The organism is Halomonas stenophila, assembly GCF_014192275.1.
Classification (GTDB): Bacteria; Pseudomonadota; Gammaproteobacteria; order Pseudomonadales; family Halomonadaceae; genus Halomonas; species Halomonas stenophila.
Map to the genome: position 1 here is coordinate 87,535 of NZ_JACHXR010000009.1, position 26,250 is coordinate 113,784.

At 68.5% G+C, this 26,250-nt stretch carries 24 protein-coding genes and 4 pseudogenes; 2 read left to right on the forward strand and 26 right to left on the reverse strand.

Annotated features, from left to right (window positions below; genetic code table 11):
• Positions 1-3: 3 nt before the first annotated feature.
• Both FHR97_RS14800 and dapA read right to left on the reverse strand, forming a co-directional pair.
• Positions 4-1,332 (reverse strand): NAD(P)/FAD-dependent oxidoreductase, encoded by a 1,329-nt coding sequence (locus tag FHR97_RS14800; protein ID WP_183384565.1) that lies wholly within the window; start codon positions 1,330-1,332, stop codon positions 4-6.
• 24 nt (positions 1,333-1,356) lie between these two features.
• Positions 1,357-2,247 carry a 4-hydroxy-tetrahydrodipicolinate synthase gene (dapA, locus tag FHR97_RS14805; RefSeq protein WP_183384566.1) on the reverse strand — a complete coding sequence of 297 codons (891 nt, stop codon included), beginning with the start codon at positions 2,245-2,247 and terminating at the stop codon, positions 1,357-1,359.
• A 733-nt stretch (positions 2,248-2,980) separates the two neighbouring features.
• On the opposite strand from dapA, the gene FHR97_RS14810 reads away from it, so the two are divergent.
• Positions 2,981-3,958, forward strand: a complete 978-nt coding sequence (locus FHR97_RS14810; protein ID WP_183384567.1) for a LysR substrate-binding domain-containing protein — start codon at positions 2,981-2,983, stop codon at positions 3,956-3,958.
• 41 nt (positions 3,959-3,999) lie between these two features.
• Here the strand turns inward: FHR97_RS14810 and FHR97_RS20370 are convergent, their stop codons facing one another.
• From FHR97_RS20370 to FHR97_RS14860, 13 genes and pseudogenes are all read right to left on the reverse strand, one after another.
• A complete protein-coding gene (locus tag FHR97_RS20370) occupies positions 4,000-4,434 on the reverse strand; it encodes a LysR substrate-binding domain-containing protein (RefSeq protein WP_246404052.1) in 435 nt (144 codons plus the stop codon).
• A 149-nt stretch (positions 4,435-4,583) separates the two neighbouring features.
• Positions 4,584-4,718, reverse strand: a pseudogene (locus FHR97_RS20375) (LysR family transcriptional regulator); the annotation flags it as partial.
• Positions 4,719-4,790: 72 nt separating this feature from the next.
• Positions 4,791-5,030 (reverse strand): annotated as a pseudogene (locus FHR97_RS20380) (IS630 family transposase); the annotation flags it as partial.
• A 26-nt stretch (positions 5,031-5,056) separates the two neighbouring features.
• Positions 5,057-5,248: pseudogene (locus FHR97_RS20745) on the reverse strand (helix-turn-helix domain-containing protein); the annotation flags it as partial.
• A gap of 84 nt (positions 5,249-5,332) precedes the next feature.
• Positions 5,333-5,671, reverse strand: a complete 339-nt coding sequence (locus tag FHR97_RS14825; RefSeq protein WP_183384569.1) for a cupin domain-containing protein — start codon at positions 5,669-5,671, stop codon at positions 5,333-5,335.
• 14 nt (positions 5,672-5,685) lie between these two features.
• Positions 5,686-7,005, reverse strand: a complete 1,320-nt coding sequence (locus FHR97_RS14830) for an NAD(P)/FAD-dependent oxidoreductase (RefSeq protein ID WP_246404054.1) — start codon at positions 7,003-7,005, stop codon at positions 5,686-5,688.
• 154 nt (positions 7,006-7,159) lie between these two features.
• Positions 7,160-8,398 (reverse strand): NAD(P)/FAD-dependent oxidoreductase, encoded by a 1,239-nt coding sequence (locus FHR97_RS14835; protein WP_246404058.1) that lies wholly within the window; start codon positions 8,396-8,398, stop codon positions 7,160-7,162.
• Positions 8,387-8,548: pseudogene (locus FHR97_RS20385) on the reverse strand (rubredoxin); the annotation flags it as partial. The gene FHR97_RS14835 and the pseudogene FHR97_RS20385, both read right to left, overlap by 12 nt.
• 10 nt (positions 8,549-8,558) lie before the next feature.
• A complete protein-coding gene (locus tag FHR97_RS14840) occupies positions 8,559-10,001 on the reverse strand; it encodes an aldehyde dehydrogenase family protein (protein WP_183384571.1) in 1,443 nt (480 codons plus the stop codon).
• A 23-nt stretch (positions 10,002-10,024) separates the two neighbouring features.
• Positions 10,025-11,215 carry an aromatic ring-hydroxylating oxygenase subunit alpha gene (locus FHR97_RS14845; protein WP_183384572.1) on the reverse strand — a complete coding sequence of 397 codons (1,191 nt, stop codon included), beginning with the start codon at positions 11,213-11,215 and terminating at the stop codon, positions 10,025-10,027.
• A gap of 440 nt (positions 11,216-11,655) precedes the next feature.
• Entirely contained in the window at positions 11,656-12,582 is a 927-nt protein-coding gene (locus tag FHR97_RS14850) for a LysR substrate-binding domain-containing protein (protein WP_183384573.1), read from the reverse strand.
• 74 nt (positions 12,583-12,656) lie between these two features.
• The gene (gene yddG, locus FHR97_RS14855) at positions 12,657-13,583 is read right to left on the reverse strand and encodes an aromatic amino acid exporter YddG (RefSeq protein ID WP_183384574.1); all 927 of its coding nucleotides are present in this window, start codon (positions 13,581-13,583) and stop codon (positions 12,657-12,659) included.
• 73 nt (positions 13,584-13,656) lie between these two features.
• Complete coding sequence (locus FHR97_RS14860; protein ID WP_183384575.1) at positions 13,657-14,394, reverse strand: helix-turn-helix transcriptional regulator; 738 nt, start codon at positions 14,392-14,394, stop codon at positions 13,657-13,659.
• A 59-nt stretch (positions 14,395-14,453) separates the two neighbouring features.
• Between FHR97_RS14860 and FHR97_RS14865 the strand changes: the two genes are divergently transcribed.
• Entirely contained in the window at positions 14,454-15,215 is a 762-nt protein-coding gene (locus tag FHR97_RS14865; protein WP_183384576.1) for a sporulation protein, read from the forward strand.
• A 60-nt stretch (positions 15,216-15,275) separates the two neighbouring features.
• Here FHR97_RS14865 and acuI read toward each other — a convergent pair whose 3' ends face one another.
• From acuI to otnK, 11 genes are all read right to left on the reverse strand, one after another.
• Positions 15,276-16,259: an acrylyl-CoA reductase (NADPH) gene (gene acuI / locus FHR97_RS14870; protein WP_183384577.1), complete on the reverse strand. Its 984-nt coding sequence runs from the start codon at positions 16,257-16,259 to the stop codon at positions 15,276-15,278.
• A 54-nt stretch (positions 16,260-16,313) separates the two neighbouring features.
• Positions 16,314-16,946: an acrylate utilization transcriptional regulator AcuR gene (acuR, locus tag FHR97_RS14875; protein WP_183384578.1), complete on the reverse strand. Its 633-nt coding sequence runs from the start codon at positions 16,944-16,946 to the stop codon at positions 16,314-16,316.
• A gap of 97 nt (positions 16,947-17,043) precedes the next feature.
• The gene (locus tag FHR97_RS14880) at positions 17,044-17,955 is read right to left on the reverse strand and encodes an NAD(P)-dependent oxidoreductase (protein WP_183384579.1); all 912 of its coding nucleotides are present in this window, start codon (positions 17,953-17,955) and stop codon (positions 17,044-17,046) included.
• A 40-nt stretch (positions 17,956-17,995) separates the two neighbouring features.
• The gene (locus tag FHR97_RS14885) at positions 17,996-19,456 is read right to left on the reverse strand and encodes an aldehyde dehydrogenase family protein (protein WP_183384580.1); all 1,461 of its coding nucleotides are present in this window, start codon (positions 19,454-19,456) and stop codon (positions 17,996-17,998) included.
• A 27-nt stretch (positions 19,457-19,483) separates the two neighbouring features.
• Positions 19,484-20,758 carry a TRAP transporter large permease gene (locus FHR97_RS14890; protein WP_183384581.1) on the reverse strand — a complete coding sequence of 425 codons (1,275 nt, stop codon included), beginning with the start codon at positions 20,756-20,758 and terminating at the stop codon, positions 19,484-19,486.
• Positions 20,755-21,357, reverse strand: coding sequence for a TRAP transporter small permease (locus tag FHR97_RS14895; protein WP_183384582.1), 603 nt, complete (start codon positions 21,355-21,357; stop codon positions 20,755-20,757). Before FHR97_RS14895 ends, FHR97_RS14890 begins: the two co-directional genes overlap by 4 nt.
• Positions 21,358-21,422: 65 nt before the next feature.
• Complete coding sequence (locus tag FHR97_RS14900) at positions 21,423-22,424, reverse strand: TRAP transporter substrate-binding protein (RefSeq protein ID WP_183384583.1); 1,002 nt, start codon at positions 22,422-22,424, stop codon at positions 21,423-21,425.
• Positions 22,425-22,487: 63 nt separating this feature from the next.
• Positions 22,488-23,450: a D-erythronate dehydrogenase gene (gene denD / locus FHR97_RS14905; protein ID WP_183384584.1), complete on the reverse strand. Its 963-nt coding sequence runs from the start codon at positions 23,448-23,450 to the stop codon at positions 22,488-22,490.
• Between the two features lie 46 nt (positions 23,451-23,496).
• On the reverse strand, positions 23,497-24,303 hold the full coding sequence (otnI, locus tag FHR97_RS14910) for a 2-oxo-tetronate isomerase (protein WP_183384585.1): 807 nt from the start codon (positions 24,301-24,303) through the stop codon (positions 23,497-23,499).
• A gap of 20 nt (positions 24,304-24,323) precedes the next feature.
• Positions 24,324-24,971, reverse strand: coding sequence for a 3-oxo-tetronate 4-phosphate decarboxylase (gene otnC / locus FHR97_RS14915; protein WP_183384586.1), 648 nt, complete (start codon positions 24,969-24,971; stop codon positions 24,324-24,326).
• Entirely contained in the window at positions 24,968-26,248 is a 1,281-nt protein-coding gene (gene otnK, locus FHR97_RS14920; protein ID WP_183384587.1) for a 3-oxo-tetronate kinase, read from the reverse strand. Before otnK ends, otnC begins: the two co-directional genes overlap by 4 nt.
• Positions 26,249-26,250 lie beyond the last annotated feature (2 nt).

Below are 26,250 nucleotides of genomic sequence, written 5' to 3' on the forward strand. Positions count from 1 at the left end.
GGATCAGAGTTCCCTGCCGGCCTGCCACTCTTTCCAGGCCAAGGTCGAGCGCACGCCCAGGCCGAGGAAGGGTTCGGGTGGATTGGCGACCGGCTTGGGTTGTTTCAGCATGATGTCGAGCAGTTCGCTCTCCACGCCGAGCGCATACTCGGCGATCAACTTGCCGGAGATGGTGCCGCGGGTCAGGCCCAGCCCGTTCTGGCAGACGGCGCTGAAGACCCCGGGGGCGAGTTCACCGAATGGCGTGCCTCCGTTACGGGATACGCACAACGCGCCGCCCCAGGTGTACTCCAGCTCGACGCCCGGTAGCATCGGGAAGCGCTGGTCGAACGAACGCTGATGAGCGATGCGCACGCGCTCCAACCGGCCCGCACTGGTACTGACACGCGGGTTATAGGTGAAGGAGTTGCGGATGCAGATCCGCCCGTCCCGCATCCGACGCACCGTGGTGCCCATCGGGTCCGCCGGGGTCAGCCCCCAACTTTCCTCACCACCGAGTGCCGCGAGTTGCTGCGGATCGAGCGGCCGGGTCAGACTGCCGTAGGTGTATACGGGCAGAATGCGCCCCTTGAGGCCGAGCTGGCCGAACTGGGCAGCGTAGGCGTTGTTGGCAAGCACCAGCCGCGGCGCCTTGAGTCGTCCCTGGTCGGTGATCAGGGTATGCAGCTTGCCGACCTCGATATCGCGCACCGGCGTGTCCTCATAGAGACACACGTTCTCCGGCAGGGTCGCCCCGAGGCCGCGCACGAGGGCAGCCGGATGGACCAGCACGGCACCCGGGGCATGCAGCCCCGTCCGGTAGAAATCGGTCCCCGTCACCGCCTGCATTTCACGGGCATCGAGTACCCGGTAGGGCTCGCCGAGAGCCGACAGCCCTCTGGCGAAGGTCTCGAGGGCACGTTGCCCATGGTCCTCGACGGCCCCATGCAGTTTGCCCTGCTCCTGCCAGTCACAGTCGATGCCGTGGCGCCGCACCACCTCGCGCATGTAATCGATCGCCCCGCGGTTGAGGCGAATCTTCTGGCGATCACCGGTCCGGTCGCCGGTGTAGTCATGCGACGTCAGATCATGCGGCAAGTCGATCATGAAACCGGAATTGCGGCCGGCAGCACCGAAACCGACTCGCCTGGCCTCCACCAGGGCGATGGCGGCATTCGGCTGCAGCTCGGCCAGGCGCCGCGCCGCGGCCAGTCCGGCCAGCCCGGCTCCCAGTACCACCCAGTCGGCCTTCACCTCGCCCTTGAGCGACACGGGAGGCGGCGGCGTGGGGAGTGTTTCATACCAACCGCAGTGCCCGTCGTTCTGGGGCAGGTGATGACATGTCAGCTGCATGGGTCGACCCTCCAGCGCCGGTCATCAACCGCGGTGTTGAACCAGCGCATCGTAGGTGCGCTTGAAGCTGGCCTTCTCTTCATCGTTCAGCGGCATCAGCGGAGACCGCGCCGGCCCGACGGGCAGCCCTTCCAGCTCACAGCCGTGCTTGATGTACTGGCAGAACTTGCCACCCTGCTCGAGCAGGTTGAGCATCGGCAGCAGGCGGGTGGCGATCTCGCGACCGGCCACGAAGTCCTGGTCGACGACGCAGGCCTGGTAGAGCGCCACGTGCTCGGGCGCCAGGAAGTTGGAGGCCCCGCCGACCCAGCTGCGCGCGCCCCAGACGAAGAACTCCAGGACCTGGTCGTCCATGCCGCAGCTCACCTGGAGCTGGTCGCTGAACTCGTTGATCAAGGCATGCATGCGCTCGATCGAGCCGGTGCTTTCCTTGATTGCCTGGATGTTGGGGCGATCACGCAATGCTTCGATGAGTTCGAGTTCCATCGGGACGCCGGTGCGATCGGGGAAGTTGTAGAGCATGATCGGCATGTCGAGGGCATCATCGACGCGCTGGATATGCTTCAGCAGCTCGTCCTGCGCCGGCTGGCAGTAGTAGGGCGCCGCCACCAGGATGGCATCGAAGCCGGCGGCCTTGGCATGCTGGCCGAGTTCCAGGCTGTCCTCGGTAGTGGTGGCGTTGACCCCCGCCATGATCGGGATGCGACCCTTGGCATGCTGCGCGACATAGTCGAACACCTGCTTGCGCTCGTCCTTGCTGAGCGCGTAATACTCGCCGGTCGTGCCACCAATGATCAGGCCATGAACCCCTTGATTAATCAGGGTATCGATCACCTTGCCCAAGGTTTCAAACTGGATGCTGTTGTCCTTGGCAAAGGGTGTGACGACGGGTGTCCAGATGCCATCGAAATTCATAGTGTCACCTTTGTTGTATAGGATGTTGCGATAAAGCCCGTCGGGCTTGTCTCCCAGAGTAAAGAGCCGTGTGCCTCCTCGAAAGAAACCTTTTTTACCGACAATCAATGACTGGATGTTATGGTGATGCCTACCCTTCACCCGACAGCCCCGCTCGTCTCCTGACTCGGTCCTCGACAATCCACGCGGCTCTGCGTAGAAGACAGGCATCACGCCGCGCGTATCAACGTGACCTCGAGAAAGAGCAGGGAAAAGACGGCGAGAAACAGCGTCGAAGCTTCGCCGCCTCTCAACCGGTTTTCGGATAACCTATCGGTCACATCAGCCGCTCGATGTCCTGACCTTCCGCTGAGTGGCTGGGGATGTGACGTCAGGACGTTTGTTGCTTGAGAGGATGTCCCGTGATGGCTGGAACGATGCCAGAAAGGAAGGATGGTTCTCTTCGAGGTACCCGGCTCCATGCAGGCGTCATGCCATGGCCAGGGTGACGGAAGGTATCACCAGTGAAGGGTTTATTGTTCACTTGTTGTCGCTTTTGCCGTCTCGCGCTCGGCACATCAGCGACGGACACTCGACCACCGAGCTCGGGGCTTTCGTCCGTCTATCGCCTGCGGGGACTTTCGGTTAGCCTATGATAAGCATGGCCATCTTGTTATGCGGTTGTCACGAGTCTAGGCAGGCCGGCTTCATAGTGAAAATGACTTTTCCTCCAGAGTGTTGATGACCTCCCGTTATGACAAAGCACACCGATCCCGACCAGACCCTCCTCAAGATGCCCTCGCTGAGGGCCGTGAAGTCCTTCGTGGCGGCTGCGCGCTACCAGAACTTCACCCGGGCCGCCGAGGCCCTATGCGTGACCCAGGCCGCCATCAGCCGACAGATCCGGGAGCTCGAGAGCTATCTCGGCACGGAACTGTTCCTGCGGGCGGGACGCTCGGTGGAGCTGACCACAGCCGGGTCGATCTTCTTCGATGCGGCCCAGCTGTCGTTCATCAACATCGCCCAGGCGGCGGAGCGTATCCGCAAGGACCACGGCGCCGCCGCCAAGCACACCCTGACCCTGTGCTGTTCGCCCGCCTTCTCGGCACTGTGGATGTCGCACCGACTTCCCAGCTTCTTCAGCGCCAACCCGGATATCGACCTCAACCTGGTGACGACCCAGAACTTCCTCTCCCTGGAGCCGGGGATCTATCCCGATATCTTCATCACCAAGATGGCCAGGGTCCGCGAGGGTTACCGCAGTTTGCCGCTGTTCCATGACGTGATCTACCCGGTGTGTACACCTCGCTACCTCGAGGCACACCCCGAGACTCGCACTCTCGAGGGGCTGCGGGACGGGGTGCTGCTCAACCTGAGCCCTTATGGGCGCTCCCAGGTCTCCGAGCACGTGGATTGGGGAGTGTGGCTGGCCATCCATCACCTGGACATCGAGGACCGCTCCCGGGAGGGCCCCCACTTCTTCAACGCCAACGACTACAACCTGCTGATCCAGATGGTACTCAATGACCAGGGCGTGGCGCTGGGCTGGGACCACCTGGTGGGACCGCTCGTCGAGCAGGGACGCCTGGTCCGCCCGGTCGAGCAGGAGGTCGTCCTGGAAGAGACGCACCACTATCTGGCCTATCGGGAGGACAAGGCCGACGACGCGGCACTCGACCGCTTCCGGCAGTGGTTCCTCGATCACAGCGGTGCCCCGGCGGAGCGCCCCTGAGGCAGACGCCCTGGGGGTCAGGACGCCAGTGACCCGGGGACTCAGGTCAGCCCCAAGTCCCCCACCTCCCGGGGCACGGTGTCGAGCAGCCACTCGCGGAAGGCGCGCACGCCGCGTCGTTGCAAGCGCATCTCGCCGGGCTCGAGCAGGCAGAAGCGTGCTTGGGTACGCAATACCGTCTCCACCGGCCGCACCAGTTGGCTCCAGCTCAGTGCTACTCCCTGATCCATCATCGCCGCCTGGACCAGCATCGAGTAGCTGTTGATGTTGAGCCGCCGCCGCGGCGGACGGGACATCACCCCCACCTCGGTGAGCCACTGCTTCCAGCTCATCCAGTCTTGGTCGGCGTCCTCCAGCGACAGCTGGGTGCAGTCGAGCAGGGCCTCGGGGCCCGGGAAGTGACCGTACGTCTCCAGGTAGCGGGGACTGCAGACCGGGAAGACCTCCTCATGGAAGAGGGTCGTGGCCTGCTGCATGGCGGCGGGCGGGGTCCGAGCACCTCCTCGGTGATGGATGCGATGTCGATGAGCGCATGATGGATCGCCTGGGCATAGCGCTGCTCCATGGGGGTGAGCGTGACGCTGCGGTTGGCCCGCGCGAAGAGCGGCTTGCCCAGGTAGCCCTCGAGGCTGCGCACCTGGCGACTGATGGCTCCCTGGGTCACGTGGAGTTCCTCGGCCGCCTGGGTGAAGCTGAGGTGCCGGGCCGCCGATTCGAAGGCCACGAGGCTATTCAGGGGAGGCAAGGGGCTGATCTTCATGGTGATTCGGCATCGACCATTGTCCCGGTGGCAGGCTTGTCGAGTTTACGCCTCCCGCCGACGCGACGCGCCTAGCGCCTGGACCTGGCTCTTCTCATCCACGCACAAGACCAGGGCCTTGTCGGGAGGGTTGAGATACAGGCCCACGATGTCACGCACCTTTTCGACGAGAAAGGGATCGTTCGACAACTTGAACGTCTTGATCCGGTGTGGCTGCAAGCCGAACAACTGGAAGTAACGGTGGACCTGGCTTTTGGAAATGCCGGTGGCTTCCGCGACACTGCGCGTCGTCCAATGCGTGTGTTGGGCGGGAATTGCTCCAGCACCGTCGAGATCATGGTCGCCACGCGCTCATCGTCAATGCTCCGGGGCCGCCCCTCACGCAGCTCGTCGTAAAGACCGGCCAGCCCTGCCTGACGCAACCGGGTTCGCCACCGCGAGACGGTGGGACGTGTCGTCTCACACGCCTTGGCAATCTCTGCCGTATGCACACCGTTTGCCGACAACAGAATGATGTGGGCACGACCCACCAAGCCATGCGGCAACGAACGCGTCTAGAAGTGGCGGCCGCGTCGCGAGGAGTGACGGAGCTAGGCCAGCCCGCTCAGGGCCTTCTAGTTGCCCGGATAGAGGATATAGCCGAACAGCGCCCGGCCGCCGTAGACCAGCTCGGTGCCCTCGGGGATCCACAGCATCTGGCCGGGTGTCACCCTATGGGTCTCGCCGGCGGCGGTGACCTCGAGCTCGCCCTCGATGACGAAGATCACCTCGTCGTAGAGCACCGTCCAGGCCACCTCGGCGCCCTCCCAGTGGGCGAAGCCGGCGCCCATGGTCTCGCTCAGGGCGGTGTCCACGGTGCGGCCGATCTCGGCGTGCCCGGGCGGCCCGCCACGATGGCGGAAAGTGGTGTCACGGTGGTCGAACTTGATGGCGCGGATGGGGGTATCGCCCATGGTGGTGGGTTTCCTTAGAGTTCGCTGCGGCTGGCCCAGGCCGCCTGCTTCATGCGTGTCTTCACGCCGACGCTGAGGAAGGGCTCCGGCGGGTTGAGCGCCGGCTTGCCGGAGACCGCCAGCATGTCGGCCAGTTGGGCGGAATCCTGTCCCGTGGCGAGCTCCGCCAGCAGCTTGCCGGAGATGGTGCCCCTGGCCGCGCCGACGCTCTGGTGGACGCCGGACATCCAGGCGTTGTCGCCGACCCGGCCGAAGAAGGCCGTGTAGTTGCGCGACAGCCCGCAGGCCCCACCCCAGGTCGCCTCGAAGGGCACATGGGCCAGCGTCGGGTAGCGGGCCTCGAAGGAGTCGCGGTGTCCCCGGCGGATCCGGGTCCGCTCGGACAGGTCGTCGTGATAGCGCGGCACGAAGCGGTACTGGTTGCGGATGATCAGCCGCCGGTCCGGGGTCAGGCGCACCGTGGTGCCGGCATGGTCGGCGGGCGTGAGGCCGAAGTGATGGGGTACCGCGGAGAACAGCGTCATCTCCTCGTCGGTCAACGCCCGGGTCATGCTGGCGAAGGTCATCACCGGCAACATGCGGTGCTTGAGGAAACCGAATTCCCGGGAATAGATGTTGGACCCCAGCAGCAGGTTGGTGGCCCGCACCTCGCCTTCCGGCGTCGTGGCACACCATTGCCCACCCGAGCGGTTCAGGCTCACCACCGGGGTGTGTTCGAAGAGCTCGGCATTGTCCGGCAGGGTGTCGCCCAGTCCGCGCACCAGGGCGGCGGGCTGCATCAGGGCGGTGTTGGCCGTGTAGATGGCCGCGGCGTAGTGGTGGGTGCCGAGGATCGGCGCCAGTTCATCGCGTTCCAGGCGACGGTAGGGATAGTCGAAGTCGCGGAGCAATGTCTCGTAGTGGTCGAGGTACTTGAGGCCCCGCTCGCCCACCGCCCCCTGGTACTTGCCGGCCCGCGACCAGCCACAGTCGATACCGTGGCGCCGGACCAGGGTCTCCAGGTCGTCCACCGCCGCGCGGTTGAGCGACAACAACTGTTGCTTGCATGCCAGGTCGTCGCCCTCGAGGTCGCGCTTGTGGGGGAGATCGATGACGAAGCCGGTATTGCGCCCGGAGGCGCCCTGGCCCACCCGCAGGGCCTCGAGCAGCACCACGCGCTCGCCGGGGCGCAGCTCGGCGACGCGCCGGGCCGCGGCCAGGCCGGTGAAGCCGGCACCGATCACCAGCCAGTCGGCGGTCTCGCTGGAGTTGAGACAACGCGCCGGTGCCGGGGCGTCGAGCAGCTGGTACCAGCCATTGCACTTGTCGTCACGGGGAATCGTTGTTTGTGACATCCTGGACCTCCGCCGCGTCGGGGCGCGACGTCATCGCCGGGCGGGCCCGGCGGTTCGGAAGAAGGCGACGCCCGGTGGGCGCGCGTATCGACATGCAGCCCTGGAGAAAAGGCGCGTTACACACTTCTCGGGCGCCGCCGGTTCTTGTCGGGCCTCAGGCGGCCTGGGCCTGGCCACAGGCCTTGACCCAGTCGCTGCGCCGGGCCATCGCCACCTCACCGACCAGGGCAAAGCCCAGCAGCCGGCCGATGGCGTCATAGCCGCCGGCCTCGATGCCATCGGCCGTTTCGGTGACGCGCCAGTTCACCTCGCCCGAAGGCACCACCACGCAAACCGGCGCCGCCGGCGTCTTGACCATCACCGGCATCACCGGATAGCTGACCGCCGTCGGGTCGCCCGTGAGCGTCGCCGCCAAGGCCCTCAGCCCGGCATTGATCGGTGCCAGGTAGGGCACCAGCTGGCCGTCGATCTCGACCGCGTCGCCCAGGGCATAGACGCCCGGCCGCGAGGTCGCGAGGCGGTCGTCCACCCGGATGCCACGACCGCAGTCGATGCCGGCCGAGCGGGCCAGGTCGACGTTGGGCGCCAGGCCCACGGCGCTGACCACCAGGTCCGCCTCGAGCTCGCTGCCGTCTGTGAGCATCAGCCGATGGCCGTCATCCTCGGCGGCCACACTCGCCACCGAGCGGGACAGGTGCCAGCCCACGCCCAGGGCCGCGAGCGCCTCGCGCAGTACCCGGCTGCCCGCCTCGGGCAGCAGTCGCGGCAGCGGCCGCTCGGCCAGCCCCACCACCTCGACCTTGTGGCCGGCCTGGGCCAGGTCATTGGCGAACTCGCAGCCGATCAGGCCGTCGCCGATGATCACCACCCGCGCTTCACGGCCCAGGCAGTCGAGGCGGCGACGCATCTCGCGATAGTCGCCGCGGTCGTTGACCGAGAGCAGCGCGCCGGCCTCGCCCTCCACCGGGATGCGGATCGGGCTCGCCCCGGTGGCGAGCACCAGCTGGCCGTAGTCCAGTCCCCCGAGCCGGGTCACGATGCGCCTGGCTTCGGGGTCGATGCGCTGCACCGGGCAGAAGGCATACACCCGAATGTTCAGCCGCCGCTCGATGGCCAGTGCCGACTCGTCGAGCAGCGCCTCGGCGTCCTTGCCCAGGGCGAAGGCATTGGACAGTGCCGGCTTGGAGTACATCCCGCCGTCGTCGGCGGTGACCACATGGATCTCGCGCTCGGCGTCCCGGGCGCGCACCGCCTCGGCCAGGCCATAGCCGGCATGGCCGCTGCCGATGATCACCAGCGGGCCGGCCGGGGTCACGGCCGGCACGACCACGGCATCCACCAAGGGCGCCGATGCCGCCACTGCCGCGGGAGCATCGTCGGTGATCTCGATCATCTCGAAATCCGCCTTGCCCACGCCGCAGTCGGGGCATAGCCAATCCTCCGGCACGTCCTCCCAGCGGGTGCCCGGGGCGATGCCGTCGCTCGGCCAACCCTCGGCCTCGTCGTAGATCAGGCCGCAGATGATGCACAGCCACTTCTTCATGGGGACCTCCTCACGCGCCCTTGAGGCGCACGGCGATATTGCGGGTCTGGACGTAGCTGTAGAGCGCCTCCTGGCCCTTCTCGCGGCCGAAGCCGGAGAGCCCCACGCCACCGAAGGGCGTCTCCACGCCGCCGGCGAACCACTCGTTGATGAACACCTGGCCGCCGCGCAGGCGCCGTGCGGTGCGCAGGGCCCGGTCGAGCTGGCCGTCGAAGACGCCGGCCACCAGGCCGAAGGCGGTGCCGTTGGCCAGTTCGACGGCCTCGTCCTCGCTGTCGAAGGGATGGATCACCTGCACCGGGCCGAAGACCTCCTCCTGGAAGATCTCGCTGTCCACGGCCACATCGGTGAACAGCGTGGGCTGCATGAAGTAGCCCTTCACCCCTGCCACGCGTTCACCGCCCGTGAGACAGGTGGCCCCGGCCTCGATGGCACGACGGCACATGGCCTCGACCTGCTCGAGCTGGTCTCGGGAGACCAGCGGGGTCAGCTCCGGGTTGTCGATGCCGGGACCGATGGACAGGCCCTCGGCCAGCTCGCGGACCCGCTCGACCACCTCGTCGAGGCGCGAGCGGTGCACCAGCAGCCGCGACATGGCCGAGCAGACCTGGCCGGCGTTGAAGAAGATGCCGGTCTTGACGCTGTCGATGACCTGCTCGATGTCGGCGTCGGCGTGCACGATGGCCGCGGACTTGCCGCCCAGCTCCATGACGCTCGGGGTGGCCCGCTCGGCGGCGTCGCGCAGGATGCGCTGGCCGGTGGGCACCGAACCGGTGAAGACGATCTGGTTGGCGTCGCGGTGCTTGACCAGATGGGCGCCGATCACCGAGCCCTTGCCGCACAGCAGGTTGACGGCGCCTTGCGGCAGGCCGGCCCGCTCGCAGGCGGTCATCAGGAAGGTCATCGCCAGCGGCGAGATCTCCGGCGACTTGATCACCACGGCGTTGCCGGCAGCCAGCGCCGGGGCCAGCGAGCGGGCGCAGATCGACGGCGGGAAGTTCCAGGGCACGATCTGCACCGAGACGCCCAGGGGCTCGTAGCTGGTGAAGTCTATGTAATCATCGCCCAGCGGGATCGAGGTGCCCTCGATCTTGTCGGCCATGCCGGCGTAGTACTCGAAGTAGCGGGCGGCCTCCTCGAACTCGCCGCGGGCCACGTCCAGCGACTTGCCGTTCTCGTGGCACAGCACCCGGGCGGCGTCCTCGGTCAGGGCGCGGATCTCCTCGGCGATGGCCAGCAGCCAGGTGACCCGCTGGGCCGGACGCACCGAGGTCAGCTCACCAGAGGCCACGCAACGCCGGGCGGCGGCCATGGCGGCATCGGCGTCCTCGATGCCGGCCTCGGCGATCTCGGCATAGGGTTCGTCGGTAGCCGGGTCGGCGACCATCAGCCAGTTGTCGGCGCCCTTCCAGGTGCCGTCGATGTAGTTGTAGTAGCGGTCGAGTTGGCTCATCAGGGGAACTCCGGAACGGGGAATCAGGCGGCTTCGGCGTCGCCGCGCACGCGGCGGGCCACCCACTGGTGGAAGAAGTGGGTCGGGTGGTCCAGCACCGGCGAGAAGACGCCGCCCAAGAAGCCAGGGGACTGACGACCACGCTGCATGCCTTCCACGGCGCCGATGTCCTCGCCGAACACCACCCGCCAGGACTCCAGGGTGGAGGTCCGGCAGGCCGCATAGGCGTCCCGGGTGGCCTCGTCGCCGACGTAGTAGACCCGCAAGTGCTCCACGGTCTGACCGGCGGAGACCGGCTCGAGCATCATCGCGAAGGCGTGGTCGGCCTGGATGCCGAGCAGCACGTTGGGGAAGAAGGACACGTACTCGGCGTGCTCCAACTTGTCCTTCGGCCAGGACGGGAACTTGGGCAGGCGGGTGCCGGCCACGTCGGAGAGGCGGTAGGCCAGGCTGCCCTGCCCGGAGAAGTGCTCGCCGAACTGGATGTTGTAGTGGTCCTCGAGGCGCGAGTAGGTGTTCAGGCTGGGGTGCACCCAGGGCAGGTGGTAGCTCTCGCAGTAGTTCTCGACCGCCAGCTTCCAGTTGCAGTCGACGGTGATCTCCAGGTTGCCGCCCATGTTCACGCGACGCAGCAGTTCGAAGCCCTCCGGGCCAACGAAGTCACGCCAGCGGTTCTCCAGCGGCGCCACGTGCTCGGCGAACTCGGGCGCCTGGCCGTCGAGGTTGACGAACACCATGTCCATCCACATCGCGCAGCGGATCGGCTTCAGGCCGTGCTTCTCGCACTTGAAGCCGTCGACCTTGTGCTGGCCGACGCCGCCGATGTGCGGGGTGCCGCGCAGGTTGCCATTCAGGTCGTAGGTCCAGGAGTGGTAGGGGCAGCGGATCACGCCCTGCACCTCGCCCTCCTCGGCGACCAGCTGCATGCCGCGATGGCTGCAGACGTTGTGGAAGACCTGGGTCTCGCCGTCCTTGTTGCGCATCATCACCAGCGGCAGGCCCATGAAGTCGACCGGCTTGACGTAACCTTTCTTGACCAGGTCGCTGGCGAAGCCCACGCACGCCCAGGTGCTGGCCATCAAGCGGTCGCGCTCCGCGGCGAAGAAGGCCTCGCTGACGTAGGCCTCGTTGGGCATGCCGGTGGCCTCCTCGATGGGGGCGAGCACGTCATCGAGTTGCCGGGCGGGAATCAGGGATTGGGTCAGGTCGGTCATCTTGGCCTCCTCACGGGACACGGGCGGTTCTGGTCTGTTGTCAGCCCTACCGGGGGTTCCGGCTGGTGGAGGCGAGTCTGGGCGCGACGAGGCACGGCGACAATCGATGAATCGGCATCGATTCATGAGTAAATATCACTCGTTAGACGAAAGGCCAATCCCAGAGTACCGGTTCATCATTCGCATCCCTTCATCATGATGTGCCGTTATCGTCATCGTAATGAGTGAGAAAAGCTCATGCATGGATGACAAAACATACGTGGCTCCCGCCCCACCCATCACAGCGGCAAGGCCGCACCCGAACCGGCCCACCGCCAGCGTGACTTGGCCGAACCGGTGTTCGAGGCCTGACCACACCCTAGACACCCTCCGTACGACAAGGGGCCCGGCGAATGCAGGGCCCCTTGTCGTGGTAGAGAGCGGACATGGTAGCGAGCGGATCAGGTCAGGCCCAGATCGCCCACCTCCTTGGGTATCGTATCCAGCAGCCACTCCCGAAAGGCCCGCACCCCGCGACGATTGGAGGGCGCATCGCCACGTTCCAGCAGGCAGAAGCGGGCCTCGGTGCGCAGCACCGTCTCCACCGGGCGCACCAGCTGGCCGCGTTCCAGGTAGTCGTCGACCAGTTGGCTCCAGCCCAGCGCCACGCCCTGGTCCATCATCGCCGCCTGGACCAGCATCGAATAGCTGTTGATGTTGAGCCGTCGACGCGGCGGACGGGCCATCACCCCCACCTGGGTGAACCATTGCTTCCAGCTCATCCAGTCCTGGTCGGCGTCCTCCAGGGACAGCAGGGTGCAGTCGAGCAAGGCCTCGGGGCCCGGGAAGGGACCGTACGTCTCCAGGTAGCCCGGGCTGCAGACCGGGAAGACCTCCTCATGGAAGAGTGTCGTGGCGCGGAAGTGGTGGGGTGGCGTGCGACAGTAGAAGAGCGCTACGTCGGACTCCACCCGGGCGAGGTCGCGGATCTGCTCGGTGGCGACGATGCGCAGCTCGATGCTGTCGTGCTCGCGCTGGAACTCGGCGATCTTGGGCAGCAGCCACAGGGACGCCATGGCGCTGGTGGTGGCCACGGTGATCTGGTGCATGCCCTGCCAGCTGCGTACCTCATCGGTGATCGCCGAGATGTCGATGAGCGACTGGCGGACTGCCTGGGCATAGCGCTGCCCCATGGGGGTGAGTGTGACGCTGCGATTGGCGCGCTCGAACAGCGGCTTGCCCAGGTAGTCCTCGAGGCCACGGACCTGGCGACTGATGGCTCCCTGGGTGACGTGGAGCTCCTCGGCCGCCAGGGTAAAGCTCAGGTGGCGCGCCGCCGACTCGAAGGCCACGAGGCTGTTCAGGGGAGGCAGGGGGCTGATCTTCATGGACTCTCGACATCGACCGCGGGACGCAAACGTCCGAGCGAGTTTACGCCTCCCGAAAGGACGGCGCCACGAGCCTAGCTGCGCGTCACCTGCCCTGCCCCGTCGGCACGCCGGCGTCGCCCCAGCTGCCCGCTGCCCACCAGGGCGCCCCCACCGATCAGCACGGCGGACAACAACAGGGTCGGGCTGGGGGCGGCCAGGCCGGCGGCGATCAGCACCAGGGTGGAAAGCAAGGGGGTCGCATAGGCCAGCAGGCCCAGCAGGCGCACCTGCCCGCGCTTCATGCCCAGGTCCCAGGTGAAGAAGGCGCTGCCCACCGGCCCCAGCCCCAGCGCCAGGACCGCCCACAGGTTGGCGCCTTCCGGCCAGCCGCGAGGCTCCCAGGCCAGGTGACAGAGCAGCGCCAGCGCCGCGGCGCCCAGGCAGTTCCAGGCCACTGCGGTGGTGGGGATCCTGGCCAGCAGCCGCGAGGCCACCGAATAGCCGCTCCAGAGGAAGGCCGCAACCAGCGCCGCCAGATAGCCGAAGGTGTACTCGCCCGCCCAGTCGAGGCCGTCGGGCCCCACCAGCAGCGCCGCCCCCGCAAAGCCACAGGCCCCGCCCAGCAGATGGCTGCCGCGCAGGCGCTCGCCCGGCAGCAGCCAGCCGGCCAGGATCACGATCAGCAGCGGCCACAGGTAGCTGATCAGCCCGGCGTTGGCCGCCGGGGCGTTCTGCTGGGCGATGAAATAGCAGAGGTGGTAGCCGAACAGGCCGCCGATCCCCAGCGCCCAGCCCAGGGGCGGCTGGTGTAGGGCGGCCAACAGGGCGCGCCCCTCGCCGCGGGCGACGAAGACCAGCAGCGCCAGGCCGCCGGCCAGGCCGAAGCACAGGGCCGTGAGCAGGAAGGGAGGCACGGGCCCCGCCCACTGGGTAAACAGCGCCAGGGTCGCCCAGTTGAGCACCGTGGTTGCGCCCCACAGGGTGGCGCGGCGTGCCTCGGCAGGGGATGCGGCCGACATCGCGAGTCTCCGGTCAGGGATCAGCGGTACAGTGTGACCGCCGGCGCCGGCGAGAACTTGTCGATTTCGGCCATCAGTGCGGCCGGCGGCGGAAGGCGCTCGGCGTCATGCCCCGCCAGCCCCGGAAGTGGCGGCTGAACTGGGCGCCATCGGCGAAGCCGCAGGCCAGGGCGATCTCGGTGATCGTGGCCTCGCTGGTGTCCAGCAGCCGGGCGGCCCGGGCCAGCCGCTGGCGCTGCAGCCATTGCCAGGGCGTCAGCCCGGTGAGCGCGCCCAGGCTGCGGCGCAGCTGCCGCTCCGAGAGGCGCGAGGCCTCGGCCAGCCGCGCCAGGTTCCAGGGCGCCGCGGGGTCGGCCTGCACCCGACGGGTCAGCCGCGCCATGTTCAGGCGTGGCCCGGTCAACGGCGGCGCCCCGGTCAGCCGCGACAGCAGGGCGTCGTCGTCCAGCTCCCGTCCCTCCTCGGGCGCCAGGCGCAGGAAGCGGATACGCTCGAACAACGCCTCCAGGTGTGGTTCCCCCACCGGCAGGTCCAGCACCCGGCAGCGGTTGCCGGCGCCGAGCCCCAGGTAGTGATGGGTCGCCGCGGCGGGAATCAGGCAGACGCTGCCCGGGGCCACGGCGGCGCCGCGGCCCTCGATCTCGACATCCACGCGGCCGTCGAGGCCCACCAGCAGCTGGTGGAAGTCATGGGTGTCGCTCAGGCAGTCGAGGGGATACGAGCGCTCCACGCTGCCCGGCAGTGCTGAGGTATCGGGGTCCATGGTCGAAGGATGCCGCGAGATCGGCGAGGATGCCAGGGTTGTCGCCATGACCGGGCGGACCGCTATACTCGGGTCTCCCCCATGGACCCAGCAGAAGGATGCATCGGATGTTCGACAAGCTCATGGCCGCCGTCGGGATCGGCAGCGCCCGCGTGGATACCCTCCTGGAAAGCGATACCGCCGAGGCCGGCGGGGTGCTCAAGGGCGAGGTCCACATCCAGGGTGGCGAGGTCAGCCAGGACCTGGACGCCCTGGTGCTGGACCTGGCCAGCGAAGCCATCAAGGAAGTCGACGACAAGAAGCTCAGGATCGGCCATCCCTGGGCCTCGGTAGAGGTCTGCGGTGCCATGACCATCGGCGCCGGCGAGGAGCGCCGGATCCCCTTCGAGCTCCCCCTGCCGCTGCTGTCGCCGCTCTCGGTAGGCCGCCAGCATCCCAAGACCTGGGTCGCCACCCGGGCCGATATCGCCATGGCCCTGGACCCGCGCGACAAGGACCCGCTGCGCATCCTGCCGGGGCCGGTCCACCGCGCCGCCTTCGAGGCCATGGAGGCGCTGGGCTTCGTGATGACCGGCGCGCCACTGGAGCTGTCGCGCAAGAACCCCGCCACCGGCTGCCTGCAGGAATTCGAGTTCAAGCCCGCCCCCGGCAGCCGCTTCGGCCACCTGGACGAGGCGGAGATCGCCTTCCTGCCCGCCGCCCGCGGCAATGGCCTCGACCTGCTGGTGCAGCGCGACACCCGTGCCACGGGGCTGGGTTCGCTGCTCTCCGAGATGGCCGGCACCGATGAGCGCTTCTCCCGCCTTTCTCTCTCCGGCCGGGAATCCGTCGATGAACTGCGCGGCCAGATGGAGTCCGTGCTGCGCTGAGGCCCAAGGGGCCGTCAAAAGCGGCGAAACGGCGGGAACACGTCCCGCCGTTCTCCGCCGTCAGTCCGTCATGTCCACCACGACGCGTCCGCGGACACGACCCGCTAGCAGCTCGCCGGCCGTGTCGATGGCTTCCTCGAGCGCAATCGTGCGGGTGATGGCGTCGAGCTGTTCGGGGGCCAGCAGCTCACCGAGCCGACGCCAGGCCTCGATGCGATCCGCATAGGGCCGCATCACGCTGTCGATCCCCGCCAGGGTCACGCCCCGGAGGATGAAGGGGGCGACGCTGGATGGCAGGTCCATGCCCTGGGCCAGGCCACAGGCCGCGACGGTGCCGCCATAGCGGGTCCCGGCCAGGACGTTGGCCAGGGTGTGACTGCCCACCGAGTCGATGGCAGCGGTCCAGCGTTCCTTGGCCAGGGGGCGGCCCGGCTCGGACAGCTCCGCCCGGTCGATCACCTCCTCGGCTCCGAGCCCCTGGAGATAGTCGGCTTCCTCCAGGCGTCCGGTGGAGGCCACGACCCGGAAGCCCAGCCGCGCGAGCAGCGCGATGGCATAGCTGCCCACGCCCCCGTTGGCACCGGTCACCAGCACCTCACCCTGCTCCGGGGTGACACCCTGCTTCTCCAGCGCCATCACCGAGAGCATGGCGGTATACCCGGCCGTGCCGATGGCCATGGACTGCCGGGCCGTGAAGGCCGAGGGCTGCGGGATCAGCCAGCGGCTGTCCAGCCGGGCCTTCTCGGCGAGGCCGCCCCAATGCTTTTCGCCGACGCCCCAGCCGTTGAGCAACACGGCATCGCCCGGCCGGTAGGCCTTGGCCGTCGAGCTCTCGACCGTCCCCGCCAGGTCGATGCCCGGCACCATGGGGAACTGGCGCACCACCGGTCCCTTGCCGGTGATGGCGAGGGCATCCTTGTAGTTGAGGGTGCTGCAATCGACCCGCACGGTGACGTCGCCGTCCGGCAGTTGCGACTCGTCCAGGCTGGTCAGCGCCACCTGCTGCTTCTCGTCCTGCTTGTCGATCAGAATGGCCTTGAACATCGTTCACCTCTTTATAGACCGATCGTCTATTAAATGGCATGAAGCAAATCCCACCTAGCGGGGAAGCCCCTCCAGGTAGGTCGTGATAAAGGTTTCCAGGGGACGCGCCCCGCCCTCGAGCCTGGCGCGCATCACGGCGCCTTCCCAGCCGATCCAGAAGGCCTCGGCGAGCCTGTCGCAATCGGCGTCCAGACGGAGATCGCCATTCGCCTGCGCCTCGCGCAGGCAGCGAGCCAGGCGCCGCTGCCAGTCGTCGAGGGTCGCCCGCAGCCACTGTCGATACTCCTCCGGCAGGCCACCGGCTTCCTGGCCCAGATTGCCCACCAGGCAACCCCGGCGGAAGTCGTGACGGGCCATGCCCGCCCTGGCATCCTCGACGAAGGCCTCGATGCGCGCCAGTGGCGACAACGACGCATCCAGGAGGTGGCGATCGAGCTTACGGGCGAAGTAAGCCCCGTAGTGCTCCATCACCGCCCGCCCGAAGGCCTCCTTGCTGTCGAAATAGTAGTAGAAGGAGCCCTTGGGCACCCCCACCCGCTTGAGGATGCTCTCGATGCCGGAGACGGCGAAGCCCTGCTCGGTCAGCACCTCGACACCGCTGCGGATCAGGGCCGCCCGGGTATCGGGGTCGTCACGGGGCACCTTGGGGGGCCGGCCGCGACGTGGCTTGGAAGTCGCTTGTGTCATGCCCCCAATATAGACCGACTGTCTATAAAATCAACCCAACCCATCCCAATCCTGGTCCAGGGCCCTGCCGGCCGCGGGCCGCCGACCGGCAGGGGCGTTACTGGCCGCTCTCCCCGGAACCGGTGTCCGGGCCTCCGGCCAGCGACCCGACCAGGCGGATCAGCTCGGGCACGTGGGCCTGGCGATCCTCGATGCCGGCGTACAACGCCTCGACCGCCGAGGCAACGCCCCGGGCCGCGCCCAGTTCATCGGTCATGGCATGGTAGTAGCCGAGATCCTTGCTGGCGTTGGCCACGCTGAAGCGGAAGCCGGAAGGGTCCCCCGACTCGATGAAGGGGCGCAGGCGTTCGAAAATCACCCCACCACCGCCACCCCTGCCCACGACCTCGAGGAAGGCTCCGTCGTCGATTCCCGCCCCGCGCGAGGCAGCGGCGGCCTCGGCGAGCACCGCCGAGAAGCCCAGCGAGACGAAGTTGTGGAGCAGCTTCAGGGTATGCCCCGCGCCCACCTCGCCGGCATGGGTGATGGTCTCGGCGAAGCTCGCGAGCAGCGGCCGGTACGGCGCGAAGAGCGGCTCGGGGGCGCCCACGATCAGGTTCAGCCGCCCCGCCTCCGCCTCCTTCGGCGTGCGGGTCATGGCGGCGTCCATGAAGCGTCCCCCGGCCCCGGTCACCCGCTCGGCCACCTGCCGGGTCGCGCTCGGCAGCGCCGTGGAGCAATCGATCACCACGCCACCTTCCCGCAGCCCCTCCAGTACGCCGCCGGGCTCGAACAGCACCGCCTCGACCTGGGGCGAGCCGGTCACGCAGAGGATGACGACATCGCTGGCCTGGGCCACCTCGCGCCCGGATGCCCAGGGTGTTGCACCGGCGGCCTGCAGGTCGTCTACCGGCTGGTTGCCGGGATGGTCGAGGAAGCACAGCCGATGACCGGCCTTCAGGATGTTGCGGGCGATGCCGTGGCCCATCAGGCCCACGCCGATCAGCCCGACCCGCATGGTCTGGGACATTGTCGTCTCCTCTGGTGGCTGGGTTGAGGACGCCACCGTGTCATCCATGGCGGATGGCCAGGGTCTTCAGCCGGGTGTAGCTCCTGAGCCCTTCGAAGCCCTTCTCGCGGCCGTGGCCGGAGCGCCCCACGCCCCCGAAGGGCAGCTCGATACCGCCGGCGGCCCCGTAGTCGTTGACGAACACCTGGCCGCTGCGGATGCCTTTGGCGAGGCGCAGCTGGCGCCCGCCGTCGCGAGTCCAGATCCCCGCACACAGGCCGAAGTCGGTGGCATTGGCGAGCGAAAGCGCCTCCGCCTCGTCGTCGAAGCCTTGCACCGCCAGCACCGGGCCGAACAACTCCTCACGCAGCACCGCGTGGCCAGCCGGAATATCCGTCAGCAGCTGCGGCACCACGAAGTGGCCGCCGGCGGGCGCCCCCTCGGCCAGCTGTCCCTGGGCCAGCACCCGGATGCCATCGGCCCGGGCGGCCTCGAGCCTGGCCTCGAGGCCGGCCTTCTGCCGGGCACTGATCAGCGGGCCACAGTCGGCATCCGCCTCGCCGGCATCGCAGCGCAGTGCCGAGAAGCGCTCGGCGAGGCGCGCCAGCAGGGGCTCGGCCACCTCGCGCTGGACCAGCAGGCGACTGCCGGCCGAGCAGGTCTGACCGGCGTTCTGGATGATGCCGCGCACCACGGCCGCCAGCGCCGACTCGAGGTCGGCATCGGCGAAGACGATCTGTGGCGACTTGCCGCCCAGCTCCAGGGTGACCGGCACATGATGCTCCGCCGCCGCCTTGGCCACCCGGGTGCCGGTCTCGGGGGAGCCGGTGAACGACAGGTGATCGATACGTGGATGGGCCGCCAGGGCGGCGCCCGCCTCGCGTCCCAGGCCCGGGACGACGTTGAGCACGCCCGGCGGCAGGCCCGCCCGGGTGGCCAGCTCGGCCAGGCGCAGCACGCTCAGACAGGCCTCCTCCGCCGGCTTGAGCACCACGCTGTTGCCCGCCGCCAGGGCCGCGGCGACGCAGCGGCCGAAGATCTGGGCGGGATAGTTCCAGGGAATGATCTGGGCGCAGACCCCGTAGGGTTCGCGCCAGGTCATCACCGCGAAGTCGGTCTCGAAGGGGATCGTCTCGCCATGCAGCTTGTCCGCCGCCCCGCCGTAGAAGCGGAAGTAACGGGCACAGGCGGCGATGTCCCCGCGGGCCTGGGACAGCGGCTTGCCGGTATCGGCGCACTCCAGGGCGGCCAGCCGTGCGTGATCGGCCTCGATGGCCGTGGCGAAGGCCAGCAGCCATTCGCCGCGCCGGCGCGCACTCCAGCGCGACCAGTCGCCGAGCCGGCCGGCGAAGGCGTCTCCCGCCGCCCTGACGGCGGCGTCGACCTCCTCGGCCTGGCCGCGGGCGATGCGCGTGATGGCCTCGCCCCGCGCGGGCGCCTCGACCGGCAGGGTCTCGAGGGTGGCGACCCAGTCACCGCCGATCAGGGCCTCGCGGCGGGGCATGTCGGTTAAAGCAGGCATGTATTGGCCTCCGTGTCGTGAGGGGCGTCAATAGAGCAGGTCGACCAGCCCCAGCGAGATCCAGGGCAGGTAGGTGATGGCCAGCAGGCAGGCCAGCACCACCAGCACGAAGCGCATCAGCCAGGGCAGCAACTGGTCGACAGACAGCCGGGCCACCGCGCAGGCCGCGAAGAGATTGACGCCCAGCGGCGGGGTGAACATGCCGAGCGCCAGGTTCACCACGATGATCAGGCCGAAGTGCACCGGGTCGATGCCGTACTGGACGGCGATCGGCGTGAAGATCGGCGCCAGCACCAGGATCGCCGCCGAGGTCTCGATGAACATCCCGACCACCAGCAGCATGACGTTGACCGCCAGCAGGAAAGCGAGGGGACTGTCGAAGACCTCGGTCACCCAGCTCGCCACCTCGCCCGGCAGCCCCGAGCGGCTGATCAGGAAGCTGAACAGCGCCGCCGCCGCGATGATCAGCATCACCGCCGCCGTCGAGATCACGCTCTCCTTGAAGATCGGGAACAGCTCCGCCAGGGGCAGCTCGCGGTAGATCAGCCCGCCCACGATCAGCGCATAGACCACCGCCACGGCGGAGGCCTCGGTCGGCGTGAACACCCCGCCGTAGATGCCGCCGATCACCACCACCGGCATCAGCAGCGCGGCCCAGGCCCGCTTGAAGGCGGTCGGGAAGTCGTGGCGATCCTCCCGGTCACGCAGCCCGTAGCCGCGGATCTTGCAGAACAGGTAGAGGAACAGCAGCAGCGCGCCGCCGATCAGCAGCCCCGGGCCGATGCCGGCGATGAACAGCTTGCCGATCGAGGTATCGGTACTCACCCCGTAGAGGATCAGCGGGATGGAGGGCGGGATCAGCACCCCGAGCTCGGCCGAGGAGGCCTGGATGGAGGCCGCCAGCGGGCGCGGATAGTCGTGCTTGACCATGGCGGGAATCAGGATCGAGCCGATGGCGAAGGTGGTGGCCACGCTCGAGCCGGAGACCGCGGCGAACATCATGCAGGTCAGCACGCAGGTCATGGCCAGCCCGCCCTGGAGGCCGCCGACCAGGGCCTTGGCGAGATCCACCAGGCGCCGCGAGATCCCGCCGGCGGCCATCAGGTTGCCGGCGAGGATGAAGAACGGGATCGCCATGAGGGGGAAGTTGTCGATGCCCACGAACATCTGCTGGGGCACCAGCAGCAGCGGCAGGCGCGAGAAGAATTCGATGCCGATGATCGAGGCCAGCACGATCGAGACGGCGATGGGCACCCCCAGGCTGAACAGGATGATCAGCGAGAGTCCGATGGCGGCATTCATGGGCGTTCACTCCTGTCGTTGGGCTTGCCGGGGGCGACGGCATCCTGGGTGGGGCCGCCGGTCACCGGCATCGCGCCCTCGCCGGCCACCGCCGGCACCTCTTCCACGACCGGGCCGATGGTCTCCTGGCCGGTGGCCTGGGCGAGCAGGCGAGCGACCACGGCGACCAGCGCGAAGCTCGCCCCCACCGGCATGGCGGCATAGGCCCAGGAGATCGAGACCTCGAGCCCCGACAGCATCTGCGTCTGGACGCGCAGCATCATGGCGGTGCCGAAGGTGATCAGCACCACCAGCACCACCGCGCAGCACACGGCGATAAAGGCCTCCAGCCAGATCAGGCGACGCCCCGGCACCAGCTTGTAGATGACCTCCACGGACATCATGAAGCCGCCCCGGAAACCCGCCGCGGCCCCCAGGAAGACGCACCAGATCATGGCCGAGCGGGAGATCACCTCGGACCAGGTCGAGGGGGCATCGAAGACGAATCGCGTCATCACCTGGTAGAAGCCCAGGGAAACCGACACGATCAGCATGAGCACGGCGCCGAGCAGGGCCAGACGGGTGGTCTGGCGCTCGACCCTGAGAAAGAGTTGCAGCATCGTGGCCACCATCAGTGAAGCAGGGCCCCGGCACCCTGGGGGTGCCGGGGGATCGGTTCAGCGGATCAGCAGTCGCTGGCGCGTACGCGGTCGAGCATCTCGCTGCCGTACTGGTCGGTGTAGATCTGGTAGGCCGGCTTGACGGCTTCCTGGAACGGCGCCTTGTCGATGTCCGTCTCCACGGTCATGCCCTTCTCGCGCAGCAGTTCCACGCCCTCGCTCTCGAGACGCGACACTTCCTCGCGGGTGGCTTCGGCGGAGGCCTGGGCGGCCTGCTCGAACCAGCCGCGCTGCTCCTCGGAGAGCCCGTCGAGCAGGATCGGCGAACCCAGCACCACGGCGGGCGAGTAGACATGCCCGGTCAGCGAGAGGTGATCCTGCACTTCCCAGAACTTGGTGGCGACGATCACCGTGATGGGGTTCTCCTGGCCATCCACGGTGCCCTGCTGCAGGGCGGTGAACACCTCCGGGAAGGCCATCGGGGTGGGATGCACGCCCATCTGCTCGAAGGCCTCCATGTGCACCTTGTTCTCCATGGTGCGGACCTTGAGACCCTCGGCGTCTCCCGGCGAGGTGACCGGCCGCTGGCTGTTGGTCATGTGGCGGAAGCCATTCTCCGACCAGGCCAGGCCCACCAGGTCGTGGTTGCTCATCTTGTCGAGCAGGTCCTGGCCGACCTCGCCGTCGAGCACGCAGCGTGCCTCGTCGTAGTCCTCGAACAGGAACGGCAGATCGAGCACATAGGTCTCTGGCACGAAGTTGCCCAGCGGACCGGTGGAGGTGATCACCAGGTCCACGGTGCCGATCTGCAGGCCCTCGATCATGGCGCGCTCGCCGCCGAGGGCGCCCGAGGGATGCTCCACGACCTCGAACTCGCCGTCGCTGAGGCGCTCGAGGGTCTCCTTGAAGGCATCGGCCCCGACCGAGTAGTGGGAACTGTCGGAGAGGGTGTGGCCCAGGTTGACGGTCTGTGCCGCCTGGGCGCTGAGGGCCCCCATGGCGAGCGCGGCGGTCGTGGCACCGGTGATGGCCGTGACCAGGGTGCGGCGTGCGAAAGTGGCTGTCATTGTTGTCACCTCTGTTGGCATTGACACGCTTGGGGAAACATCCCGGGGTGCGTGGTCCCGGGATCAGGCTCGTTCGTCCAGGAAGGCCTCGACGATCTCGTGGAAATCCGTGTCGCTCCGGAAGCCCAGCCGGCGGGCGCGCTCGTTGGTGAAGCGTGCCGGCCAGCTGCCGACGATGGCCGCGATGCGCGCATCGGGCTCGTGGCGGACCAGCGCCAGCGCCTCCTCGCCGGCCGCCTCGCGCAGCGTCTCGAGCATCTCGGCGACGCTGACGGTGATGCCCGGCAGCATGAAGGCCCGGAAAGGTCCCAGCGACTCGCCCGGCACCTCGGCGCCGTGGATCAGCGCCTCGACCACCTTGGCCGGCGACATCACGAACAGCTCCAGGTCGGTAGGCACCGGGCAGATGGCCTCCTCGCCGCTGAGCGGCTCGCGCAGGATGCTCGAGGCGAAGCTCGAGGCCGCGGCATTGGGACGCCCGGGGCGAATGACGATGGTCGGCAGCCGCAGCACCAGGCCGTCGACCAGCCCGCGACGGCTGTAGTCGTTGACCAGCAGCTCGCTCATGGCCTTCTGGGCGCCATAGGAGTTCTGGGGGTGCAGCGCGGTCATGTCGTCGAGGACCTCCGGCAGGTCGCCGCCATAGGCCGCCACGGAACTGGCCATGACCAGCCGGGTATCGGCCAGCCCCTGGGCGCGGCAGCCCTCGAGCAGGGCGCGGGTGGCGTCGAAGTTGACGCGCATGCCCAGGTCGAGGTCCTCCTCGGCCGCCGAGCTGACCACCGCGGCCAGGTGGTAGATGACGTCGGGCCGGGCCTCCAGCACCGGGTCCAGGGCGCCCGGGGTGCTGATGTCCAGCGCCAGGGGCACCACCTCGACGCCCTCCCGGGCGATGGCGGGCGGCTCGGTCTGGTCGACCAGGGTCAGGCGGCGGATCGCGGTGCCATCGAGCGCGCCGCGATCGAGGAGCCGGTGCACGAGGCGCTGGCCGAGAAAGCCGGCGGCGCCGGTGATCGCTATATGCATGGGTTCTCGCTTCCTGAGGTTGTCGTTGTCGTGTCGGTCCGGCCGGTCAGGGCTGGAGCCCGTAGTCGCGGCCCCAGCCCAGGCCGTCGCGGGTGTCGGCGGCCGGTCGGTACTCGCAGCCGACCCAGCCGCGATAGTCCAGGGCCGCGAGGCGCTCGAGCACCGCCGGATAATGGACCTCGCCGATGTCCGGCTCGTGGCGCTCCGGCACCCCGGCGATCTGCACGTGACCGATGTGCGGCAGCAGCCGCTCGAGATGGCGGATCAGGTCGCCTTCCATGATCTGGCAATGGTAGAGGTCGAACTGCAGCCGCAGGTTGTTGGCGCCCACGGCCTCGAGGACCGCCACGGCCTGGTCCTGCCGCGAGAGGAAGTAGCCCGGCATGTCACGGGTATTGATCGGCTCGATCAGCAGGGTTCGTCCGGCCTTGGCCGCCTCCCCGGCGGCGAAGCGCAGGTTTGCCAGGTAGGTGGCGTGATGGGCCTCGCGGGCTTCGGCCTGCGTTCGGGCATCGGCGTCCTCCGGGAGCAGCCCGGCCATGGCGTGCACGCGCGAGCAGTCCAGCTGCGCGGCATAGCGCAGCCCCTCGATCACGGCGTCGCGAAACTCCGCCTCGCGGCCCGGCAGGCTGGCGAGCCCGCGCTCCCCCGCCGCCCAGTCGCCGGGCGGCAGGTTGAACAGCACCTGCTCGACGCCGTTCTCATTCAGTGCCGTGCGCAGGGCCTCGGGGGAATGGACATAGGGGAACAGGTACTCGACCCCCGTGAAGCCGGCATCGGCGGCCGCGGCGAAGCGGTCGAGGAAGGCATGCTCCTGAAACAGCATGCTGAGGTTGGCGGCCAGTCGGATCATGATCGGTCCTCGCTGTAGGGTCAGTCGCGCGGGAAGCGAGCTTCGAGTTCGGCCACCTGCTCGGGGGTCAGGCCACGGGGATTCTGCCCCCGCAGGAGCAGATACAGCCTGGCAGTCTCCTCCAGCTCCTCGGTGGCATAGACCGCGGCCTCCAGCGACTTGCCCGCGACCACCGGGCCGTGGTTGGCCAGCAGCACTGCGCTATGGCGCCCGGCCAGCCCGCGCACGGCATCGCCCAGGCTCGGGTCGCCGGGGATGTGGTAAGGGACCAGCGGCAGGCGGCCCACCCGCATCACGTAGTAGGCGGTCAGCGGCGGGATGCAGTCGCAGGGGTCCACGTCGGGCAGGCAGGAGACGGCCACCGAATGGGTGGAGTGGAGGTGGACGATGGCACCCGACTGGGGACGCTCCTCGTACATCGCCGTGTGCAGGAAGTGCTCCTTGGTCGGCTTGTCGCCGTCGAGCAGCCGGCCGTCCTGGTCCAGGCGCGCGATTCGCCCCGGGTCGAGGCGTCCCAGGCAGGCATTGGTGGGGGTCATCAGCCAGCCGCCATCCTCGAGACGCACGCTGATGTTGCCGCTGGAACCCATGGTCAGGCCGCGGTCGAACAGCGACTGGCCCAGGGTGGCGATCCGCTCGCGCAGGGCATTGATGGCATGGGAACTCATGGCAGCACCTCGAAGGCTCGGGTGAAGAAGTCCGGGCCACCGAAGTTGCCCGACTTGAGGGCCAGGGACAGCGGCGCCTGGCGATCGTCGAGCGGCGCCTGGGTCCAGGGCACCCCGGGGTCGATCTGGTCGCCGATGCGCAGCGTGCGGATGCCGAGCGCCGAAACCACCGCGCCGGAGGTCTCGCCGCCGGCGACCACCAGGCGCCCCACCCCTTCCGCCACCAGTTGTCGGGCCAGGCGCCCCAGTGCCGCCTCGACCAGCTGGCCGGCGCGCTCGGTGCCGAGCGCCGCCTGGGCGGCCCGGACCCGCTCCGGGTCGGCGGAGGCATAGACCAGCACGGGACCGCCGGCCGCCAACCGCTGCCGGGCGAAGGCCAACGCCGCCTGGAAGTGGTCGTCGCCCTCGGCGAGCGCCAGCGGATCCAGGACATGGCCCGGGTGGCGTTCGAGGAAACGGGCGACCTGGCCGAGCGTCGCCCGCGAGCAGCTGCCCGAGAGTACCAGGGCGCTGCCCGACGCCGGGGCAAGGCGACCGGGCTCGGCGACCTCGGCCAGCCAGTCCCGGCGCCGATACTGGGCGGGAAGGGCCTGGCCGAGCCCGGAGCCGCCGGTGACCAGCGGCAGGTCGACCACGGCCTCGGCGATCGCCTCGAGGTCCTGCTCGTCGAGGGTGCCGCAGATGACATGGCCGATCCCCTGCTCACGCAGCGCCTCCAGGTGACGGCGGGTCGCCTCGCCGCCCTGGGCCAGCACCGGGCGGGCCGCCAGCCCCACCGGACGCGAGGCCTGCCGGGACAGCACCCGCACCAGATCGGCGTCACGCATGGGGTTCAGCGGATGGTGCTGCATACCGCTCTCGTTGAGCAGCCGGTCGCCGACGAACAGGTGGCCCTGGTAGACGGTGCGCCCATTGACCGGAAACGCCGGCACCATGACAGTCTGCGCCGCGCCGAGGCGCTCCATCAGCGCCTCGCTGACCGGGCCGATGTTGCCCGCGTCGGTGGAGTCGAAGGTCGAGCAGTACTTGAAGAAGACCTGGCGCGCCCCCTGGCCCTGCAACCAGTCGAGGGCGGCGAGGGAATCCCCGACGGCCTCGCTCACGGGGCAGGAGCGGGACTTCAGCGCCACCACCACCGCATCGACATCCTCCAGCGGCAGGGGGCCCTGCGGCACGCCGATCACCTGCAGGCAGCGCATGCCGCTGCGCACCAGGTTGTTGGCGAGGTCGGTGGCCCCGGTGAAGTCGTCGGCGATGGCACCCAGCACGATCCCCATGG

Excerpts from the sequence above, each read along its gene's own strand:
- FHR97_RS14800 (WP_183384565.1), bottom strand. The coding sequence starts at position 1,332 with ATGCAGCTGACATGTCATCACCTGCCCCAGAACGACGGGCACTGCGGT.
- dapA (WP_183384566.1), bottom strand. The coding sequence starts at position 2,247 with ATGAATTTCGATGGCATCTGGACACCCGTCGTCACACCCTTTGCCAAG.
- FHR97_RS14810 (WP_183384567.1), top strand. The coding sequence starts at position 2,981 with ATGACAAAGCACACCGATCCCGACCAGACCCTCCTCAAGATGCCCTCG.
- FHR97_RS20370 (WP_246404052.1), bottom strand. The coding sequence starts at position 4,434 with ATGCAGCAGGCCACGACCCTCTTCCATGAGGAGGTCTTCCCGGTCTGC.
- FHR97_RS14825 (WP_183384569.1), bottom strand. The coding sequence starts at position 5,671 with ATGGGCGATACCCCCATCCGCGCCATCAAGTTCGACCACCGTGACACC.
- FHR97_RS14830 (WP_246404054.1), bottom strand. The coding sequence starts at position 7,005 with ATGTCACAAACAACGATTCCCCGTGACGACAAGTGCAATGGCTGGTAC.
- FHR97_RS14835 (WP_246404058.1), bottom strand. The coding sequence starts at position 8,398 with ATGATCGAGATCACCGACGATGCTCCCGCGGCAGTGGCGGCATCGGCG.
- FHR97_RS14840 (WP_183384571.1), bottom strand. The coding sequence starts at position 10,001 with ATGAGCCAACTCGACCGCTACTACAACTACATCGACGGCACCTGGAAG.
- FHR97_RS14845 (WP_183384572.1), bottom strand. The coding sequence starts at position 11,215 with ATGACCGACCTGACCCAATCCCTGATTCCCGCCCGGCAACTCGATGAC.
- FHR97_RS14850 (WP_183384573.1), bottom strand. The coding sequence starts at position 12,582 with ATGAAGATCAGCCCCCTGCCTCCCCTGAACAGCCTCGTGGCCTTCGAG.
- yddG (WP_183384574.1), bottom strand. The coding sequence starts at position 13,583 with ATGTCGGCCGCATCCCCTGCCGAGGCACGCCGCGCCACCCTGTGGGGC.
- FHR97_RS14860 (WP_183384575.1), bottom strand. The coding sequence starts at position 14,394 with ATGGCGACAACCCTGGCATCCTCGCCGATCTCGCGGCATCCTTCGACC.
- FHR97_RS14865 (WP_183384576.1), top strand. The coding sequence starts at position 14,454 with ATGTTCGACAAGCTCATGGCCGCCGTCGGGATCGGCAGCGCCCGCGTG.
- acuI (WP_183384577.1), bottom strand. The coding sequence starts at position 16,259 with ATGTTCAAGGCCATTCTGATCGACAAGCAGGACGAGAAGCAGCAGGTG.
- acuR (WP_183384578.1), bottom strand. The coding sequence starts at position 16,946 with ATGACACAAGCGACTTCCAAGCCACGTCGCGGCCGGCCCCCCAAGGTG.
- FHR97_RS14880 (WP_183384579.1), bottom strand. The coding sequence starts at position 17,955 with ATGTCCCAGACCATGCGGGTCGGGCTGATCGGCGTGGGCCTGATGGGC.
- FHR97_RS14885 (WP_183384580.1), bottom strand. The coding sequence starts at position 19,456 with ATGCCTGCTTTAACCGACATGCCCCGCCGCGAGGCCCTGATCGGCGGT.
- FHR97_RS14890 (WP_183384581.1), bottom strand. The coding sequence starts at position 20,758 with ATGAATGCCGCCATCGGACTCTCGCTGATCATCCTGTTCAGCCTGGGG.
- FHR97_RS14895 (WP_183384582.1), bottom strand. The coding sequence starts at position 21,357 with ATGCTGCAACTCTTTCTCAGGGTCGAGCGCCAGACCACCCGTCTGGCC.
- FHR97_RS14900 (WP_183384583.1), bottom strand. The coding sequence starts at position 22,424 with ATGACAGCCACTTTCGCACGCCGCACCCTGGTCACGGCCATCACCGGT.
- denD (WP_183384584.1), bottom strand. The coding sequence starts at position 23,450 with ATGCATATAGCGATCACCGGCGCCGCCGGCTTTCTCGGCCAGCGCCTC.
- otnI (WP_183384585.1), bottom strand. The coding sequence starts at position 24,303 with ATGATCCGACTGGCCGCCAACCTCAGCATGCTGTTTCAGGAGCATGCC.
- otnC (WP_183384586.1), bottom strand. The coding sequence starts at position 24,971 with ATGAGTTCCCATGCCATCAATGCCCTGCGCGAGCGGATCGCCACCCTG.
- otnK (WP_183384587.1), bottom strand. The coding sequence starts at position 26,248 with ATGGGGATCGTGCTGGGTGCCATCGCCGACGACTTCACCGGGGCCACC.